This window comes from Bifidobacterium sp. LH_730, assembly GCF_056355835.1.
The window spans coordinates 53106-70964 of the sequence record NZ_JBKETB010000010.1 but is presented as its reverse complement, the minus strand read 5'-3'; the positions used below and the strand labels follow the sequence as shown (position 1 = coordinate 70964).

At 64.6% G+C, this 17859-nt stretch carries 14 protein-coding genes and 1 other RNA gene; 12 read left to right on the top strand and 3 right to left on the bottom strand.

Annotation, left to right across the window (positions count from 1 at the left end):
* Positions 1 to 131: 131 nt before the first annotated feature.
* Both AC1AUD_RS10860 and AC1AUD_RS10855 read left to right on the top strand, forming a co-directional pair.
* Positions 132 to 962, top strand: a complete 831-nt coding sequence (locus AC1AUD_RS10860) for a DUF5067 domain-containing protein (protein WP_476574401.1) — start codon at positions 132 to 134, stop codon at positions 960 to 962.
* Between the two features lie 96 nt (positions 963 to 1058).
* Positions 1059 to 1988, top strand: a complete 930-nt coding sequence (locus AC1AUD_RS10855; RefSeq protein WP_476574400.1) for a Bax inhibitor-1/YccA family protein — start codon at positions 1059 to 1061, stop codon at positions 1986 to 1988.
* A gap of 81 nt (positions 1989 to 2069) precedes the next feature.
* On the opposite strand, the gene AC1AUD_RS10850 is transcribed toward AC1AUD_RS10855, so the two are convergent.
* Positions 2070 to 2804 (bottom strand): GTP pyrophosphokinase, encoded by a 735-nt coding sequence (locus AC1AUD_RS10850; protein WP_476574433.1) that lies wholly within the window; start codon positions 2802 to 2804, stop codon positions 2070 to 2072.
* A 113-nt stretch (positions 2805 to 2917) separates the two neighbouring features.
* Here AC1AUD_RS10850 and miaB point away from each other — a divergent pair, with 113 nt between their 5' ends.
* Together miaB and miaA are read left to right on the top strand one after the other, a co-directional pair.
* On the top strand, positions 2918 to 4366 hold the full coding sequence (miaB, locus tag AC1AUD_RS10845; protein ID WP_476574399.1) for a tRNA (N6-isopentenyl adenosine(37)-C2)-methylthiotransferase MiaB: 1449 nt from the start codon (positions 2918 to 2920) through the stop codon (positions 4364 to 4366).
* The gene (miaA, locus tag AC1AUD_RS10840) at positions 4353 to 5351 is read left to right on the top strand and encodes a tRNA (adenosine(37)-N6)-dimethylallyltransferase MiaA (RefSeq protein ID WP_476574398.1); all 999 of its coding nucleotides are present in this window, start codon (positions 4353 to 4355) and stop codon (positions 5349 to 5351) included. Before miaB ends, miaA begins: the two co-directional genes overlap by 14 nt.
* A 146-nt stretch (positions 5352 to 5497) precedes the next feature.
* On the opposite strand, the gene AC1AUD_RS10835 is transcribed toward miaA, so the two are convergent.
* Positions 5498 to 6286 (bottom strand): Fic/DOC family protein, encoded by a 789-nt coding sequence (locus AC1AUD_RS10835; RefSeq protein ID WP_476574397.1) that lies wholly within the window; start codon positions 6284 to 6286, stop codon positions 5498 to 5500.
* A gap of 240 nt (positions 6287 to 6526) precedes the next feature.
* Here AC1AUD_RS10835 and AC1AUD_RS10830 point away from each other — a divergent pair, with 240 nt between their 5' ends.
* The 7 genes from AC1AUD_RS10830 (at position 6527) to AC1AUD_RS10800 (ending at position 13903) form a co-directional block, all read left to right on the top strand.
* Entirely contained in the window at positions 6527 to 9430 is a 2904-nt protein-coding gene (locus tag AC1AUD_RS10830) for an FtsK/SpoIIIE family DNA translocase (protein ID WP_476574396.1), read from the top strand.
* A gap of 93 nt (positions 9431 to 9523) precedes the next feature.
* Positions 9524 to 10180: a CDP-diacylglycerol--glycerol-3-phosphate 3-phosphatidyltransferase gene (pgsA, locus tag AC1AUD_RS10825; protein WP_476574395.1), complete on the top strand. Its 657-nt coding sequence runs from the start codon at positions 9524 to 9526 to the stop codon at positions 10178 to 10180.
* 89 nt (positions 10181 to 10269) lie between these two features.
* Entirely contained in the window at positions 10270 to 10845 is a 576-nt protein-coding gene (locus AC1AUD_RS10820) for a CinA family protein (RefSeq protein ID WP_476574394.1), read from the top strand.
* 94 nt (positions 10846 to 10939) lie between these two features.
* The gene (locus AC1AUD_RS10815; protein ID WP_476574393.1) at positions 10940 to 11446 is read left to right on the top strand and encodes a helix-turn-helix domain-containing protein; all 507 of its coding nucleotides are present in this window, start codon (positions 10940 to 10942) and stop codon (positions 11444 to 11446) included.
* 85 nt (positions 11447 to 11531) lie between these two features.
* Entirely contained in the window at positions 11532 to 11765 is a 234-nt protein-coding gene (locus AC1AUD_RS10810; RefSeq protein WP_476574392.1) for a DUF3046 domain-containing protein, read from the top strand.
* Positions 11766 to 12023: 258 nt separating this feature from the next.
* Positions 12024 to 13262, top strand: a complete 1239-nt coding sequence (gene recA / locus AC1AUD_RS10805) for a recombinase RecA (RefSeq protein ID WP_476574391.1) — start codon at positions 12024 to 12026, stop codon at positions 13260 to 13262.
* Between the two features lie 2 nt (positions 13263 to 13264).
* Positions 13265 to 13903 carry a regulatory protein RecX gene (locus AC1AUD_RS10800; RefSeq protein ID WP_476574390.1) on the top strand — a complete coding sequence of 213 codons (639 nt, stop codon included), beginning with the start codon at positions 13265 to 13267 and terminating at the stop codon, positions 13901 to 13903.
* Positions 13904 to 13921: 18 nt separating this feature from the next.
* Here AC1AUD_RS10800 and rnpB read toward each other — a convergent pair.
* An RNA gene (gene rnpB / locus AC1AUD_RS10795) (RNase P RNA component class A) lies at positions 13922 to 14306 on the bottom strand.
* Positions 14307 to 14537: 231 nt separating this feature from the next.
* Here rnpB and AC1AUD_RS10790 point away from each other — a divergent pair.
* Positions 14538 to 17699 carry a hypothetical protein gene (locus tag AC1AUD_RS10790; RefSeq protein ID WP_476574389.1) on the top strand — a complete coding sequence of 1054 codons (3162 nt, stop codon included), beginning with the start codon at positions 14538 to 14540 and terminating at the stop codon, positions 17697 to 17699.
* Positions 17700 to 17859 lie beyond the last annotated feature (160 nt).

The window sequence follows — 17859 nt, the reverse complement described above, 5'->3', positions numbered from 1 at the left end:
CTGACGCGAACCATCGCCCGCCGCTAGCGTGGGAAGAACGGAAAAAGTTGTCCCCCCCCCTGTCTTATCGTGATTTCAATCCGGACCCCAGGGATCGGAAATGATAGGGGACCAGAGAGAAAGAAGGAACCATGACCGAACAGAACCCCCAGCCTGCTCAGCCTTTCGCACCCACCCAGCCCGAAACCCCGGGATATGGTGAGAAAGCATCGAAGACTCATCTGTCAGCGTGTGCCGTCACTGCTCTCATTCTCGGAGGTGTCGGTATCTTGCTTTCATGGGTGCCGATTGTTAATAACATCACCCCGCTGTTCTCGGTGCTGGGCTTGATTTTTGCTGTCATTGGCATCGTGACGACCAAGAAGGGTGGCAAGCGCCATGGAAGGGGACTGGCTGTTGCCGGCGTCATTGTGTCGATTCTGAGCTTCGCACTGTGCTTAGGCACACAGGCGATGTATGGCAAAGCCATTGACGATGCGGTGAAGGATTCAAAGGGCGTGACCACCTCGCAGCCGGCGGACAAAAGCGACGGAAACAAGACCGACTCCAATGAGGGCACCGAGGCGGATAACGCCGCGAAAGGCGAGCAGGACATGGAGGGCGATATTGAAGGCGTCCATGTCAAGATCGTCTCCGCCGTTCGCAGCAACAATGACTACGAAGGCAAGCCCACTGTGCTCGTGACCTACGAATGGACCAATAACACCACGAAGAACAATTCCTTCGCGGTTCTGACCAGTCCGAAGGCCTTCCAGAATGGCACCGAGCTGCCCACGGCGGTCTATATGGACTCTCCGGCCGGCTACGATGCCAACTCCTACTTGGCCGAGGTCCAGCCCGGTGCCGTTGCGACGGCGACGCTTGGCTATGTGCTTCAAGATGATTCTCCGGTCACCGTCGACGTGACCGCCTTGTTCTCGGTGTCGGATGAGTCGAAGGTCACCCATACCTTCACGCTGTAAGAGATTTCGTCGTTCGCCCATGGCGCACTGCTTTCATGGAATCGTCAGGTTGGCCCCGGTAGGATGGGAGTCACGATATGATGCAAAGGAGTGACCATGGCATTTGGCCAGCAGCCGCGTGGAACCGGGCAGTATGAGCCCCAGGGCGGCGACAATCTCAATCTCAACCCCCAGATGCAATACGGGCAGGGTCAGTATAACCAGAACCAGTACGGATACAACCAGCCCGCCAACCAATATCCCTACGGACAGCAGGCCCCGGGGCAATACGCTCCGGCCGGCGGCCCGCAGTATGCCTACGCCGGCGGCGGCACCGCCACCATCGACACATCCGCGGCCTACGCCTATGAGAAGGCTCGCCGCGTCTCCGTGTCGAAGGCCTACGGCGAGATGACCATCGGCCTGATCGTCACGGCGGCCGTCGCATTGTTCACCCAGATGACCGGCCTGCTCTACCGCTTCCTCATGGCCACCGGCGCATTCGGCATGATCGGCCTGGTCGTGGCCCAGGTGGCGCTGGCCATGGTGCTCGGCGTGCGCGTCATGAAGATGCGCCCGGCCACGGCGCGCCTCATGTTCTATGTCTACGCCGCGCTGATGGGCTTCACCTTGAGCTCCATCCTCGGTGTCTACGCTCCCGGCACCGTCGTGACCACGTTGGCGATCTGCGCCGTGTTCTTCCTCGCGCTGACCATGCTGTCGCTGACCACGAAGAAGGACATGACCCGCATGGGGCCGATTCTCATGGTCGGTCTGATCGTGCTCATCGTCACGCAGCTGATCCTCATGTTCGTGGCGCCCTCCGAGACCACGCTGCGCATCGTCGCGGCGATCGGCGTGGTGCTTTTCGCTGGCATGACGATGTATGACGCCCAGCAGACGCGCGCGATCTTCGCCGCCTACGAGTCGCAGGGCCCGGAGATGATCCAGCGCGTGTCCATCCTGTGCGCGCTCAACCTCTACCTCGATTTTGTGAACATGTTCCTCTATCTGCTGCGCCTCGTCGGCGCCAGCAGCAACGACTGACGCAGTTTCTCCAACGGCAGGGCCCCGGATTCGCCTCACGCGAATCCGGGGCCCTGCCATATTCGGCCGACTTGGCCGACCTCAGCTCCTCGGCGCCTCCTCGACCTGCGGCGCGCCATTGATGTCGCGGTGGATGTTCTGCATCTGCACCTCGATGTTCTGCAGCGAACGCGCGCAGTCGAGCAGCGTCTGCGAATGCTCGGCCAACCTCTCATCCGGCAGATCCGTCTTGTATCGCAGCGCATGCTCCAGCGACGCCCAGTAATCCATCGCGATCGTGCGGAACTGCACCTCGACCGGCGTGTAATGCGCGCCCGACGACAGGAACACCGGCACCGCGTAGATGACGTGCAGCGAACGGTATCCGTTGACCTTCGGGTTCTTGATGTAGTCCTTGACCCGCAGCACCTGGATGTCGGACTGCGCGGACAGATAGTTCGCCACCGAATACACGTCGTCGCGATAGTTGCAGATCACGCGGATGCCGGCCACATCGAAGAGATTGTCCTTGATCGCGCGCGTGTTGAGCGGCAGTTCGCGGCGCTGCAGTTTGCCCAGTATCGAATCGACGGACTTGAGGCGGCGCTCCATATGATGGATCGGATCGTGGGAGAAACGCACCTGGAACTCGTCGTCGAGGATCTCCAGCTTCGTCGAGATCTCATACATCGCGCCTTCGTAGACCTGCATGAGATCGATGAATTCGCCGACCTCATCGGAATTGAAGCTCGCGCCCTCCAGATCCAGCGTTTTCAGCCGTGCCCTGAGGTCGGAGGATTTCAGTCGGCTGTTTCGGTCAAGTATCACGTCCGTCAGTCTTTCGTCGGTCGGCCATCGATGGAATACCTTCCAATATACCTGCCGGCCTGGGGAAACGCCGCGGAGTCGCGCCGCGTCCGCTGACAAGCCCCGCCGATACGATGGGGCGCATGAACGAAGACATGATGACCGGGCAGGAGCGTGCCTCGGCCACGGCCGGGTCCGATGCGCTGCCGGATCGCGGCAAAGGCGTGTTCCATATCCACACGCTCGGCTGCCAGATGAACGTGCATGATTCCGAGCGCATTGCCGGCGTGCTCAAAGCCGACGGCTACGTGCCGGCCAGCGAGGAGCAGGTCGAGACGCACGATCTCGATCTGGTGGTGCTCAACACCTGCGCGGTGCGCGAGAACGCGGCCGAACGCATGTATGGCACGGTCGGCCTGTTCCGCCGCATGAAGATGGACCGGCCGAACCTGCAGATCGCCGTGGGCGGCTGCATGGCGCAGCTCGACCGCGAGAAGATCGCAGAGAAGGCCCCGTGGGTGTCGGCTGTGTTCGGCACGAAGAACATCGGCGCGCTGCCCAGGCTCCTCGACCAGAACCGCGCCACCGACAAGCCGCAGGTCGAGGTCGTCGACGAACTCGAATGCTTCCCCTCCGATCTGCCGGCCATGCGCGCCTCGCGCGTGAGCTCCTGGGTGTCGATTTCCGTGGGATGCAACAACACCTGCACCTTCTGCATCGTGCCGACCACGCGCGGCAAGGAACGGGACCGTCGCCCGGGCGACATCCTCGCCGAGGTGCGCGCCTGCGTCGAGAACGGTGCCAAGGAGGTCACGCTGCTGGGGCAGAACGTCAACTCCTTCGGATATGGCATCGGAGACCGATTCGCCTTCTCCAAGTTGCTGCGCGCCTGCGGCGATATCGAAGGGCTGGAGCGTGTGCGCTTCACCTCGCCGCATCCGGCGGCCTTCACCGACGACGTGATCGCCGCGATGGCCGAGACCCCCAACGTCATGCACCAGCTGCATATGCCGCTGCAATCCGGCTCCGACCGGATCCTGCGCGCCATGCGCCGCTCCTACCGCACGGCGAGGTTCATGGACATCCTCTCCAAGGTGCGCCAGGCCATGCCCGACGCGCAGATCTCCACCGATATCATCGTCGGATTCCCGGGGGAGACTGAAGAGGATTTCCAAGCCACGCTTGACATCGTGCGCGAGGCGCGCTTCTCCTCGGCCTTCACCTTCATCTATTCGCCGCGCCCCGGCACGCCGGCCGCCGAGATGGAGCAGGTGCCGCACGACGTGGTCCAGGAGCGTTTCGAGCGTTTGGTGGCCTTGCAGGAGGAGATCACCGCCGAGAACCTCAAGGGCTTCGAAGGCCGCGACGTCGAGGTGATGGTCACCGGCCAACAGGGCAAGAAGGACTCCGACACCCATCGCGTCACCGGGCGCGAGCGGACCGGCGTGCTCGTCCATATCGGCGTGCCCGAAGGCGAGCCCATGCCTGAGGTCGGCGATTTCGTCACCGCCACCGTCACGCACGCCGCCAAGCACAATCTCATCGCCGACCCCGATCCCAAAGCCGGGCAGACCTACCATGTCCGCCACTGAACCTCGCGTCATCTCCATCGTCGGCCCCACCGCCTCCGGAAAGACGGGGCTGGGCATCGCGCTCGCCAAGGCGCTGGCCGCCCGCGGCGAACGTGCCGAGATCGTGAACGCGGACGCCTACCAGATGTATCGCGGCATGGACATCGGCACCGCCAAAGCCACGCCCGACGAACAGGCCGAGGTGCCGCACCATCTCATCGACGTGATCGAGCCGGACGACACGATGACCGTCGCGCGCTTCCAGCAGATGGCCCGCGAGGTCATCGCCGACCTGCAAATGCGTGGCGTCAGGCCGATACTGGTCGGTGGCTCCGGCCTCTATGCGCGCGCCGCCATCGACGACATCTCCTTCCCCGGCACCGACCCGGCGATCCGCGCCCGGCTTGAGGAGCGGGAGAAAACCGAGGGGGCGACCGCACTCTTCGAGGAGCTCAAGGCCAGGGACCCCGAGGCCGCCGCGCGCATGGATCCGCGCAACCCTCGGCGCACCATCCGCGCCCTGGAGGTCATCGAGCTGACCGGGCGGCCGTATTCAGCCTCGCTGCCTCGATATCGCTATGTCATCCCCTCCGTGCAGATCGGCCTTGACCTGCCGCGCGAGGAACTGGACCGTCGCATCGCCATCCGCACCCAGCGCATGCGTGAGGAGGGCTTCGAACAGGAGGTGCGCCGTCTGCGCCCGCGCCTCGGCTTCACGGCAGGGCGTGCCTTGGGATACCAGCAGATGATTGATCTGATCGATGGCCTTTGGGATGAGGAGGCGGATGCCTGGGCCGACATCGCCCAGAAAACCAGCCGTCTGGCCCGCAAACAGATGGGATGGTTCGGCCGCGACCCGAGGATCCACTGGCTCAACGCGCTCAACCCGGATCTGCTCGACAACGCGCTCGCCATCGTCGAACATGCCGATGCCGGTGACTATGACGCCATCGACGCCCAGGCCGACGACTACGTGCAGCACCACCTCGGCGACATCGCCGGCTGATTGCTTGCATTGTCATCCTGAGCGAGCGGCCTGCCCTGTCATCCTGAGCGAGCGAAGCGAGTCGAAGGATCTCATACGCCGAAGCCATGAGATCCTTCGACTTCGCACTTCGCGCTCCGCTCAGGATGACAAGTCGCGCGACGATCTCAGTGCGCCGGGCCTTGGTCCCATCCGGCGATGAGGAACACCCGCGTGGGATTCGCCGGGCGTGCGATGCGGTCGAACATGCGCTCGAATGCTCCGGTCTCGCCCGTATAGGCCTGGCGTTTGGCCGACTTGTATTCCTCGCGCGTCACCGTGCCCCAGTCGAGGTCCCATCCGGCGTCATGCGCCAGGCGCGAGGCGAACATGCGCAGCACCATCGCGTTGCCGCCCTTGAACGGATGCAGATAGCCCAGTTCGTCGTAGACATGCGTCAGCGCGCGCACGAAATCGGGCCGGTCCATCACCTGGAGATTGCGCTGGTCCGCCAGTTCCGTGGCGATGTTGAGGGCTCCCGTTTCGATCAGTCCGGCCGGGAAGAAGGCCTCCGGGTTCCGCGCGCGTTGCTTGTCGTCGCTGGCGCCGCGCGTCGTGTCCGAGGTGCGCAGCGCGCCGGCGTCGTCGAACACGCCCTCGAACAGGCCCCGGTGGATGGCCGTCAGCTCGGCCAGATCGCCGGTGGGTCGCCAAGGTCGTTCGGCCAGCAGCACCGTGCGCGCGAAGACGCTGCCCGCATGGTCCGCCGCATGGTCGTCAAGGCTGCCATCGGCCAGACGGGAGGCCGCGGCGGCGCTGGACTCGCCGTCTGCCGCATCGATCAAAGCGGCCACGTCAATCGATCCCCGTTGGTATTCCGTCGCGGCGCGCATCGTCGCGGCGCCGGGCGTCATCGCTTCCATCGCGCAGTTCCTCAATGCAAATGCGACTGCGCTCGCACGCTCTGCCGGTGTCATATCCCCATCATACGAGGCGTGGGACGCTCTGGACCGGAGCCTTGGCAAGATGTCGCCGGTTCCGTAGGCGGTTTTTCGGTTCCGTAGGTGGTTCGGGCCGAAAAGCTTGGAAAAAAGCCTTGATTTTCCGCCACTGTTGGTGTGGCCACTCCGGCGTGACCGCCTACGGGGCGAGAAAACCGCCTACGGAACAAGACAAGCCTCCGGAGTGGATGCCCTGAAGTAGAATCGGACAACGTTATGGCACGAAATGCAACATCTCCGAACAACAGATCCCGCGGCACCGAGCGGGACGACACCGCGCGCACCAAGGTCATGAAGGGCGCCGCCGCCAAACCGGGCGCAGACGGGCAAGAGGAGGCGGAGCCGTTCTGGAAGAAGGCCCTGCTCGCCGTGCCCCGGGCGTTTGGCTCCCTGGTGCGCTCGGTCACCGGCGTGGGGGACTATGACCCCGCCTATCGGCGAGATGGCCTGTGCTTCCTGCTCATGCTGCTCGGCGTATGCTTCGTGGCCTCCGAATGGTTCCGCGTCTCCGGTCTGCTCGGCGTGTTCCTGCACGCCGTCGCCTCCGGCGTGTTCGGCCTGATGAGCGTCGTGCTGCCGCCGCTGTTGTTCCTCGTCGCCATCCGGCTCATGCGCAACTCCGGCCATGGTTCCGACAATCCGCGCGTCGTTTCCGGCTGGGTGCTGCTGATGTGGTCCGTGTGCTCGATCATCGATGTGGCGCTTGCCGCCGATGTCCCCGGATTCGATATGGCGGTGCTGCAAGGCGCGGGCGGTCTGTTCGGCTTCTTCCTCGGATCTCCTCTGGCCTGGGGCCTGTCGAAGGCCTTCGCGATCGTCGTCTTCGTGGTCGTCGGGCTGTTCTCGCTGCTGATGATCACCCGCACCCATGTCACCGATCTGCCCGATGTGGCGCGCGGATTGTTCGCCCGTGCGACCGGCAAGCCGATGCCCTCCGCTTCGGATGAGGACGCGCAGTCCGAGCAGTTCCCGAACGAGGTGCGCGTCGGCGATGGCACGCTTGCCTTCGCCGAGGGAGTGCCGACCCATGACGGCGCTGACGAACAGGAAGACGAGTCCGCTGCGCGCAAGCCCGGACTGTTCTCCCGGCTGTTCTCCCGTTCTCGCCGCAAGAAGGACGAGGATCGCTCGCTTGAACGATACGAGGGCGACGATCCCTTCGCCAACGCCGCGAACCGGCATGGAGAGGCCGCGGAGACCTCGTTGCTGGATGCGGATGCCGCGGATGCCACGGCTGTGCCGCGAACCGTGTCGTCGACTGTGGGAACGGCTTCTGGAACTGCCTTTGACGCCGCCCATATGCCCGGTTCGCCGCGCATCGGCGGCATGGACGGAACCGTTGCGATGGGGCAGTCCGCCGGCTCCCGTCCGGAGGATGCGACGACCCCGCTCCCCGGCGCGGAGGGAAGCCGGTTGGGCGGCGACACCGCCGGTCGCGCCGCTGGCGACGACCCGTGGGCCGCGATCGTGGCCGCGGACGGCGGGGCCGGCACCGTGGCCATGCCCGCCGACGCGGCGACGGGAAGCGACGGAGGTTCCGAGGGCGTTGCCGGCCTTGGCGGGGAAGGGAACGATGCGCCTGACGATGCCGTGGCTCCGTATCGTCTTCCTGATCTCAATATCCTGGCCAAGGGCCAGCCGCATGCCGCGCGCACCCCGGCCAACGACCATGTCATCGCCGCCCTGACCTCCACCTTCCAGCAGTTCCATGTGGATGCCAAGGTCATCGGCTTCCTGCGCGGCCCCTCCGTCACGCAATACGAGGTCGAGCTCGGCGCCGGCGTCAAGGTCGAGAAGGTCACCAACCTGCAGAAGAACATCGCCTACGCGGTGGCCAGCTCCGATGTGCGCATCCTTTCGCCGATCCCGGGCAAATCAGCCATCGGCATCGAGATTCCGAACGTCGACCGCGAGATCGTGCACCTGGGCGACGTGCTTCGAAGCGACAAGGCCATGAACGACCCCAATCCGATGCTCGCCGGCATCGGCAAGGACGTCGAGGGCAAATTCGTCACCGCCGACCTCGCGAAGATGCCGCATCTGCTGGTCGCCGGCGCCACCGGCTCCGGCAAGTCGAGCTTCGTCAATTCGATGCTCACCTCGATCATCATGCGCGCCACGCCCGAGCAGGTGCGCCTGATCATGGTCGATCCCAAGCGCGTGGAGCTGTCGGCCTACGCCGGCATCCCGCATCTGCTCACGCCCATCATCACCGATCCGAAGAAGGCCGCGCAGGCCTTGGAATGGGTGGTCAAGGAGATGGACGCGCGCTATTCCGACCTCGAATACTTCGGCTTCCGCCATATCAAGGATTTCAACGAGGCCGTGCGCGCCGGCAAGGTGCATGCGCCCGCCGGGTCCCAGCGCAAGGTGGCTCCGTATCCCTACATCCTCGTCGTCGTCGACGAGATGGCCGACCTCATGATGGTCGCCAAGAACGACGTCGAAAGCTCGATCCAGCGCATCACGCAGCTGGCGCGCGCCGCCGGCGTGCACCTGGTGCTCGCCACGCAGCGCCCCTCCGTCGATGTGGTCACGGGCCTGATCAAGGCGAACATCCCCTCGCGTCTGGCCTTCGCCACCTCCTCGGCCACCGATTCGCGCGTCATCCTCGACACCGTGGGTGCCGAGTCGCTGATCGGGCAGGGCGACGCCCTCTTCCTGCCGATGGGTTCGGCCAAGCCATTGCGCGTGCAGGGCGCGTGGGTCAACGAATCGGAGATCCGCAAGGCCGTCGATTTCGTCAAGACGCAGCGCAAGCCGCGATATCGCGAGGACATCGAGCAGATGGCCGCCGAAGCCGATAAGAAGGCCGAGCGCGGCGAGATCGACGAGGAGATCGGCGACGATATGGATGTGCTGCTGCAGGCGGCCGAGCTGGTCGTCACCTCGCAGTTCGGCTCCACGTCGATGCTGCAGAGGAAGCTGCGCGTCGGCTTCGCCAAGGCGGGGCGCCTGATGGATCTGCTGGAGACCCGTGGCGTCGTCGGTCCCTCCGAGGGCTCGAAGGCGCGCGAGGTGCTGGTTCAGCCGGGCGACCTGCCGCAGGTGCTTGCCTTCATCCGTGGCGAGACCGATGGCATCGTGCCCTCGGTCGAACAGCCCAAGCTCGGCGAATAGGAGAGCTTTGCGCCAGCGTTTTCTCATCCCGTTGCCAGCCACGCCGCGTCCATTCTCCAGCCAAGGTAGAGCGCCGCGGGTAAGGTGAAGCGCATGACTGAAGGACAGAACGTCTCCGCTTCCAAGCAATCCTCGTTGTTCGACGGCTGGAACACCCCCGCGAATCTGGTCACCTATTCCCGCATCGTGCTGGTTGTGATCTTCCTCGGCCTCTACATCGCGGCCGGTCCATGGGGCGTCAACAGCTATCCGATGCGTTGGGCCGCGGCCATCCTGTTCATCATCGCCGCCTCCACCGATAAGCTCGACGGCTGGATGGCCCGCAAATACAACCAGGTCACCGAACTGGGCAAGCTCATGGACCCGATCGCGGACAAGCTGCTCACCTGCGCCACTCTGATTGTGGCCTCCGCGTTCGGCGAGATCCCTTGGTGGGCCACCATCCTCTTCCTGATTCGCGAGATCGGCATCACCGTCATGCGTTTCTTCGTCATGGAACGCCCCGGCGGCAAGGTCATCGCCGCCGCGTGGCCGGGCAAGCTCAAGACGCTGTTCCAGTGCATCGGCCTGTCGATGCTGCTGCTGCCGGTCTGGCAGTTCGCGCCGGGCCTGAGCGATCCGCTGTGGCTGACCGTCTATCTGGTCCTCACCTACGCTCTGATCTACGTGGCGCTGGTCCTGTGCCTCTATTCCGGCGCGCTGTATCTAATCAACACCTTCACCGGCCGCAAGGCCGGCAAGACGAAGTGAGCGGTGCCGAGCAACCGCTGTCCGGGGTCGCCATGGCGGCCCCGTTTCCATATCGGCGCCGTCGATTGTGAGTTCAAGGAGGTTGGACCATGCCAATGGAACCGAACCCGAAGGATGGGTCGACATCCTGCGACGATATCGCCGCGCGCGTCCTCGCCGCATGCGAGGCGCGTGGCCTGAGGATAGCCGCCGCCGAATCGCTGACCGGCGGGCTGCTCGCCGATGCCTTCGTGCGCGTGCCGGGCGCCTCCCGTGTCTTCCTTGGGTCCGCCGTCACCTATGACATCAAGGCCAAGGCCTCGATCCTCGGCGTCGATGCCGCGCTGCTGGAACGCGAGGGTGCCGTCCATCCCGAGGTGGCCCGGCAGATGGCCGAGGGAACGGCTCGCCTCTACGCGCAGTCGGAATACGGGGATGCTGTGATCGGCCTGTCCACCACCGGCGTCGCCGGTCCCGGTCCCGACGGCGACAAGCCCGCCGGCCTGGCCTACGTCGGTATATCCCTGCCCCCCTGCCTTGTGGGCGGCGAACGACATACGCGGCCCTTCGAGCTGCATGTGCTCGGCGGACGCGAGGAGGTGCGCCGGGGAGTCGTGGCGCGGCTGCTGGCCCGTCTTGACGAGGCCCTGGGCATGCGGTCCGGCGGGACTTCAGGGGAAGCCTAGCGGTTTCACAGGGTTTTCGCAGGAATATTATTCCCCTTCGCGGGTTGTTCCCTATGGAACGCATGAATGGACAACCGACGAAAGGGGATGGGATATGGAGACGATGACCCGTATCGAGGCGGCGGATGCGAAGGTCGCGGCGCCGACGATGGTCAGGCCCGGGTCCGCGCGCATGCGTGAGCTGACGCCGGCGCAACGCCGTGCGGTGATGTTCGCGCAGCAGCAGGTGCTCAAGGCGCGCGCTGCGAAGAAGGCCAAGGACGACCGCCAGGCGGCGCTGAACCGCATGTGGAGCCAGGAGGACGCCGATGCGGCGCCGGCGGCGGCCAAAGTCGCCGAGCGCAAGCGCGAGCCCGCCAGCCTGTCGCTGCGCGATGCCATCGGCCGTGTGCTGCGTGACCTGCGTTTGCGCGATCACAAGACCCTGCGCGAGGTCGCCGAGAAGGCCGGAGTGTCTTTGGGATATCTTTCCGAGGTGGAGCGTGGGCAGAAGGAGGCCAGCTCCGAGTTGCTGAGTTCGATCGCCCGGTCGTTGGGCGTGAGCACCGCGCAGATGCTGCGGCTGGTGGCCGATTACCTCGAGTCCGGCGAGGAGGCGTAGTCCTCCGTCTTGCTGGTTTTGCATTGGCCCGCGGCCGGACAGGCCGCGGGCCTCGTCGTCTTTGGGCGTGCGTTAGGGTAGGGGCATGCGTGAACGGGAATTCTGGCAGTTGCTTGAGGAGGTGTTCGGCCGCACCTATGGCCGTTCGCTGGCGCATGACCAGAGTCTGGTGAGATTGGACGGCATGACCGTGCTCGAGGCGCTTGAGAGCGGCGTGGAGCCGCGCGTGGTGTGGAACGTCCTGTGCGATCAGATGGATGTGCCCGATGCCGAGCGCTGGGGCCGCGACCACAATGCCCCGCCGATGCCCGCGCGCTGAGCCGGCGGACGTCGGCGTGTCGGCGGTGCGCTCCGGCGTGTCGCTCGATGTATTCGAACAAATGTTCGCTATGGACGCTATGGTGGAACACAGCGACGGACACCCGTGACCTTAAACGGATGCGTCGCCGGCATGGCGCGACGATTACGCCTAGGGAGAACAGCCTCCGACCACATTGGCCGGACGGGCTTGCCTTCCGACGGATCCGGGGCATACCGTGGGCGGCGACCATTCGGAACGACCTGCAAAGGAGACACCATGGCACAGCAGACAAGCGGCGCGTCGAAGGCGACGGCCCAGCCCGAGGAGAAGAAGCAGGGGGCGCATGAGCTCGATCCCAGGCGCAAGGCGGCGCTTGACACCGCCCTGGCGCAGGTGGAGAAGAGCTTCGGCAAGGGATCGGCCATGAGACTTGGCGACCGTCCCGAACAGGATGTGGAGGTCATTCCCACCGGATCCCTCGCGCTTGACATGGCCCTGGGCATCGGGGGACTGCCCAAGGGTCGCATCGTGGAGATCTACGGCCCCGAATCCTCCGGCAAGACGACGCTTGCCCTGCACGTCGTCGCCAATGCCCAGAGGAACGGCGGCGTGGCGGCCTTCATCGATGCCGAGCACGCGCTCGACCCGGTCTATGCCCGCAAACTTGGCGTTGACACCGACTCCCTGATCGTCTCCCAGCCCGACAACGGCGAGCAGGCGTTGGAGATCGCCGATATGCTCATCCGATCCGGCGCGCTCGACGTCATCGTCATCGATTCGGTGGCGGCCCTGGTGCCCAAGGCCGAGATCGAGGGCGAGATGGGCGACAGCCACGTCGGCCTTCAGGCCCGCCTCATGAGCCAGGCGCTGCGCAAGATGACCGGCGCGCTCGCGCAGGCCGGCACCACGGCCATCTTCATCAACCAGCTGCGTGAGAAGATCGGCGTCTTCTTCGGCAACCCCGAGACCACCACCGGCGGCAAGGCCCTGAAGTTCTACTCGTCGGTGCGCCTCGACATCCGCCGCGTGCAGACCCTCAAGAACGGCGACGAGGCCGTCGGCAACCGCACTCGCGTCAAGGTCGTCAAGAACAAGATGGCCCCGCCCTTCAAGTCCGCCGAATTCGACATGCTCTACGGCGAGGGCATCTCCCGCGAGGGCTCCGTGCTCGACATGGCCCAGCAGGTCGATGTCGTCAAGAAGTCCGGCTCCTGGTTCACCTATGAGGGCGACCAGCTCGGGCAGGGCCGCGAGAACGTGCGCAAGTTCCTCAAGGACAACCCCGAGATCACCGAGGAGATCGAGAACAAGGTCAAGGCCGCCTTCGGTCTGCTCGCACCGGCCGACCAGTTCGCCGAAGACGAGGAGGCCACGGCCGCGGCGGCCAAGGGAGAGGCGGCTGCCGCCGACAACGCCGCCGACAAGGCCAAGGCATCCGCGCCGGCGGCGGCCAAGGGCGCGGCTTCGTCCGCTGGTAAAAGCGCGGGCGCCAAGACCGCCGCGGCCAAGGCCTGAGCGTGATCTCCGCCGAGGAATTCCTTGCCGTCCGGGGCATCGCGCCAACCCGTGATGTCCCGGACGTCCCGGATGCAGGGGACGAGGATGGCGAAAGCCGGGCGGCGGAGCCCGAACGCCGCGGTTGGGGCCGCAGGCGAGGAGGCTTTGGCGGCAGGCGTCCCGCGCAGCCCGTGGAAGATCCCGGCGACCTCGATGCATGCCGCGAGGCGGCGTTGCGGTTGCTGGATGCCGCGCCCCGCGCCTCGGGAGCGTTGCGCGACCGGTTGCTGGACAAAGGATACGCCGAGAGCGTCGTCGAGGACGTCGTCGAACGACTGACGCGCGTGCAGTTGCTGGATGACCGGGCCTATGCCGAATCGGCAGTGCGCCATTGCGCCGAGCGATTGATGGGCCGTCGCGCCGCCGTTGTTGAACTGACACGCAAAGGCGTTGAGCGCGCCTTGGCCGAGCAGGTCGCCGCCGAAGCCGAGGAACGGGGAGTCTTCGAGGATGCCGCGTGGGAGCTTGGCCGTCAGGTCGCGCGCAAAACCCGGGGGCTGGACCGTGAGATGCGCAGGCGCCGCCTATGGTCAGCCGGTGGTCGCAAGGGCCACAGTCCGGATGCTCTTCGACGTGTCGCACAAGAACTTCTTGTGTGAAGAAGATAGGGAATAAGTAAAGCGAGACCCCCGGTACCCCGGGTTCTGTCGTGGCGCGAAGCGCCACGGATGACCATCCATCTAGGCCTGGCGTTGCCGCCAGGCTCAAGCGGCCTACCCGAAGGCATCGGACGAGCAGTCCTCGAACGCCTTCTGCTTGGCTTTGCTCCCGATGAGGCTTGCCATGCGGCCGACTGTTGCCAGCGGCCCGGTGGTCTCTTACACCGCCGTTTCACCCTTACCCGTATCCCTTCGTAGGAAGGGGCGGGCGGTCTGTTCTCTGCTGCGCTATCTCTCAGGTCGCCCTGGGCGGACGTTATCCGCCATCGTGCTCTGCGGAGCCCGGAAGTTCCTCATCCGCGCCGGCCGAAGCCAGCGCGTCCGCGGTCATCTGGGGGTCTCAACCCACCGAGCATACCCGATGCGCCGGATGAGAGGCTCCGACTTGGCTCGATCCCGATGTTCTGGCGTCGATCGGTCAGCTCGGGCGTCGCGCTGACACCTGCTGCGATCCGGGGAACTTGGCAGACCATTCGTGCCCGGAACGGCGATTTCGGCGCCCAAAAGTTGCGGGGGGGGGGGGCAAATGGGCCTAGGGTGAAAAGCATTTGACGGCTTGAGCGAAGGAGTTGCCGTGGCTATGGATCGATGGGGATTGACGCGAAAGATTGTGGGCGCATTGGCCGCAGCGGCGACGTTGATGTCGCTGGCGGCGGGCTCCGTCACGGCGATGGCGGATCCAGAGCCAACCGCCCCGGGCGCAGACGGCACAAGTTGCGAAAGCGCAGGCGGACTGACGGTCGCAGTCTCCGCCGGCAACTGCGCCTATGATGCCGCGACCGCGGTCCTTACCTTCGAAGACGCCACCGCAACGGTGAGCGGCACGACCGCCACCGCCCGCATCGTCACCAAAGGCACCACGAACCTCACGCTGAATGGTGCGAGCATCACCTCGAGCCAAGGCTCGCCGATCGAGGTGAACGAAGGAACCTTGAATTTGCGCATCGACGGAACCAACGTGATGGATGCTTCGCAGAGTAGAACGCATGCTGGAATTCAAGTGAATGAGGGCCGCGCGCTTAATGTCGATGGCGATGGAAGTCTCACCGCCTATGGTGGATGGCAGGGCGCGGGAATCGGTTCGTCCACGGCGGATGACGGAATTCCCGACAGCGATTTGAACGCCGGCACCATGACATTCAATGGTGGTACGGTCACGGCCACTGGCGGCTACACGGCGGCGGGCATCGGTTGCTCCACTTGGTCGCAATCGCAAGACGATGACACGGGTCCCAATGGAGGAACCGTCGTCATCAATGGCGGTGTGGTGAATGCGATTGGCGGAGAAGACGGTTCCGCGGGCATTGGCGCATCGGCCTATGGCGATGGAGCGACGGTGCTGATTACCGGCGGGATTGTCAATGCTGTGGGCAACGAAGGTGCGGCGGGCATCGGCAGCGGTCTTTTGGCCAGCGGAGGCGCGGTCACTATCTTGGGAGGTCTCGTCTCCGTGGCTTCGCATAGGGAGGGTGATCCGTTTAATAATAATTTCGAGGGCTCGGGAATTGGCTCGGGATTTGGCGGAGATTCCTCGCATGGCTCGTTTTCCACTGTCAGCAGCGATGGCAGGCCGGGCAATGCGGTGATTGTCATAAATGTGCGGGGTGATTCTCCGAGCATTGGGGACACTTCGAATCAGACCAACTGGTCCGGTGTGTTCTTCGACGGCAAGATCGGCAATGGCAATGGCAAGGTCTATGGTTCGCCGTCGCCTGATTCGTTCGAGATTCCGTCAGGCAAGACATTGGTGGTTCCTGATGGTTCGACGCTGAATCTCAAGCAAGGTGCAGTGATCACGAACTCGGAGGGCTCCACGGTCAGTGTTGAGCAGGGTGGCTCGATCGCTGATGGCGGAGGAACCTTCTCAGGAGATGGCGCATATAAATGGCAGGGGCCGGACAAGACGTCGATTGCGATTCCCGAGGACCTGACATGGAATGGCGAGGATGTGGCTCAGAAGCTGTTGGAAGCCGCCAAGACGCCGGCGCAGGTGGTGCGTGGCGGAAAGCGATTCATCACGAGTTTCGCGGATGGCTGGTTGTCGGATTCTTCTCCGTCGTTGGAGTTCAAGGATGGAGAGAGGTGGAAGTCGGTCTCCGAGGTGAAGGCCGTCGGCTCGTATCGGTTGAAGTTCTCGAAGTCCGGTGCCGATTCGGTGTATTCGTCCGAGTTCGTGGTGTCGAAGGCGTCGTCGTCGCTGGAAACGACGGTGAAGAATGGTGACAAGGAATCGAACGATTTCACGTATGGCGACACGATCACGGTGGAGGTGACGTCGAAGATCAAGACAACAACCCGTGCGACAGAGGGTCCGGGAATGGGCGAGGCGTCGTTGTATGCGGCTGATAATCAGACAAAGCTGGCCGGTCCGGTCAAGGCGACGGACGGCAAGTACATGCTGACGTATGACACGTCCAAGAAGAATTTGGCCATTGGCGAGCATGATCTGCTGGTCAAGTTCGGTGGGGATGACAATCTCAGTGTTTCCGAAGGCACCGTTTCAGTGAAGCTGTCCGCGCGTCAGCTGACCGGCGCGTCGGTGGATGAGTCGGATGCGTCTGCGTCAAGGACGGAGGATGGCACGACGGCGTTCACTGGCGTGAGGCTATTGCCGGCTTCCGGCGAGGTGCTGTCCGGCGACGAGGTGTTGTTGAGCGCTGATGGCGTTGTGGACTCGTCCAAGGCCGGCACGCATGCGTTCAAAGCCTCGAAGCTCACGGTCTCGGGCGCGGACGCCGGGTGGTATGCCTCGCCGGCTCTGGACAGGGTCACCGGCAATGTGACGATTACGGCGAAGACCGATCCGGATCCCGATCCCGAGCCTGGCCCGTCTCCTGACCCCGGTCCGGCGCCCGGGCCGGAGCCCGAGTCCAAGCCGGGTCCCGGCGGCACCACGGTCCCCGACGGTTCCACGGTGAACCCGGATGGTTCGGTCACGATTCCCGGCAAGCCTTCTGACAAGGGCGAGGTCACGCTTCCGGGCGGTGGCGGCACGATGACGGTTCCGGGTGGTTCGACGGTCAACCCGGATGGGTCGGTCACTGTTCCCGGTGGGGCGGGTGATCGGGTCGAGGTCACGTTGCCTGGCGGCGGCACCGTCGTGGTTCCTGGTGGCTCGGTGGTGAACCCGGACGGCACAGTGACGCCTCCGACCTTGGATGCCGGTCCGGTCGTGACTCCGCCTGCCAAGGGCGAGACCTTGCGTTTGCACGCGGGTTTGGATGGGTTTGGTTTCCTTAAGAGGCAGGCCAAGGTCGGTGGGCGGATTGATTTCACGGAGCCTCTTGCGACGTGGGGTTATCGTTCGCGTGAGATCACGCGTTATCCGTCGAAGGGTCGTGTGTGGCTGTCGTCGGTGCATTACCAAGGCGACGAGTCCGGCACCCATGGGTTCGACGTGTCCTATGTGATGCCTTCCGGTGGCACCATTGTCGTGACGTACACGGCTGTGGTGACCGGCGACGATGGATCCGGCGAGGGCAAGCCCGGCGAGGACGACAATCCCGGTCAGGATGGCAACCAAGGCGATAGGCCCGGTCAGGACGGCAACCAGGGCGGCCAGACCGGCCGTCCGGGTCAGGCTGGCCAGTCTGGTTCCGGTGCCGGCGCGTCGGGTTCGGCCGGCAGGCCGGCTGTCTTGTCCCGCACCGGCGCGCCGGTCGCCGCGGCCGCGGTCGCGGCGCTTGCGTTGGCATCCGTCGGCGTCGTCCTGTGTGTGCGCCGTCGTCGGGTCTGACTTGCGGGGCCGATAAGCGAGCTGCCACGCCGAAGACATGAATGGCTGTTTCTCGCCGTTTATGCTCTCGGCGTGGCAGCTCGTTTATTGGACGAAAGCCGAGCAAAGGTCTCTTGGTCTCTGAGTGGTCTCAGCATGGCAAGAGGGCCGATTCCCTGTG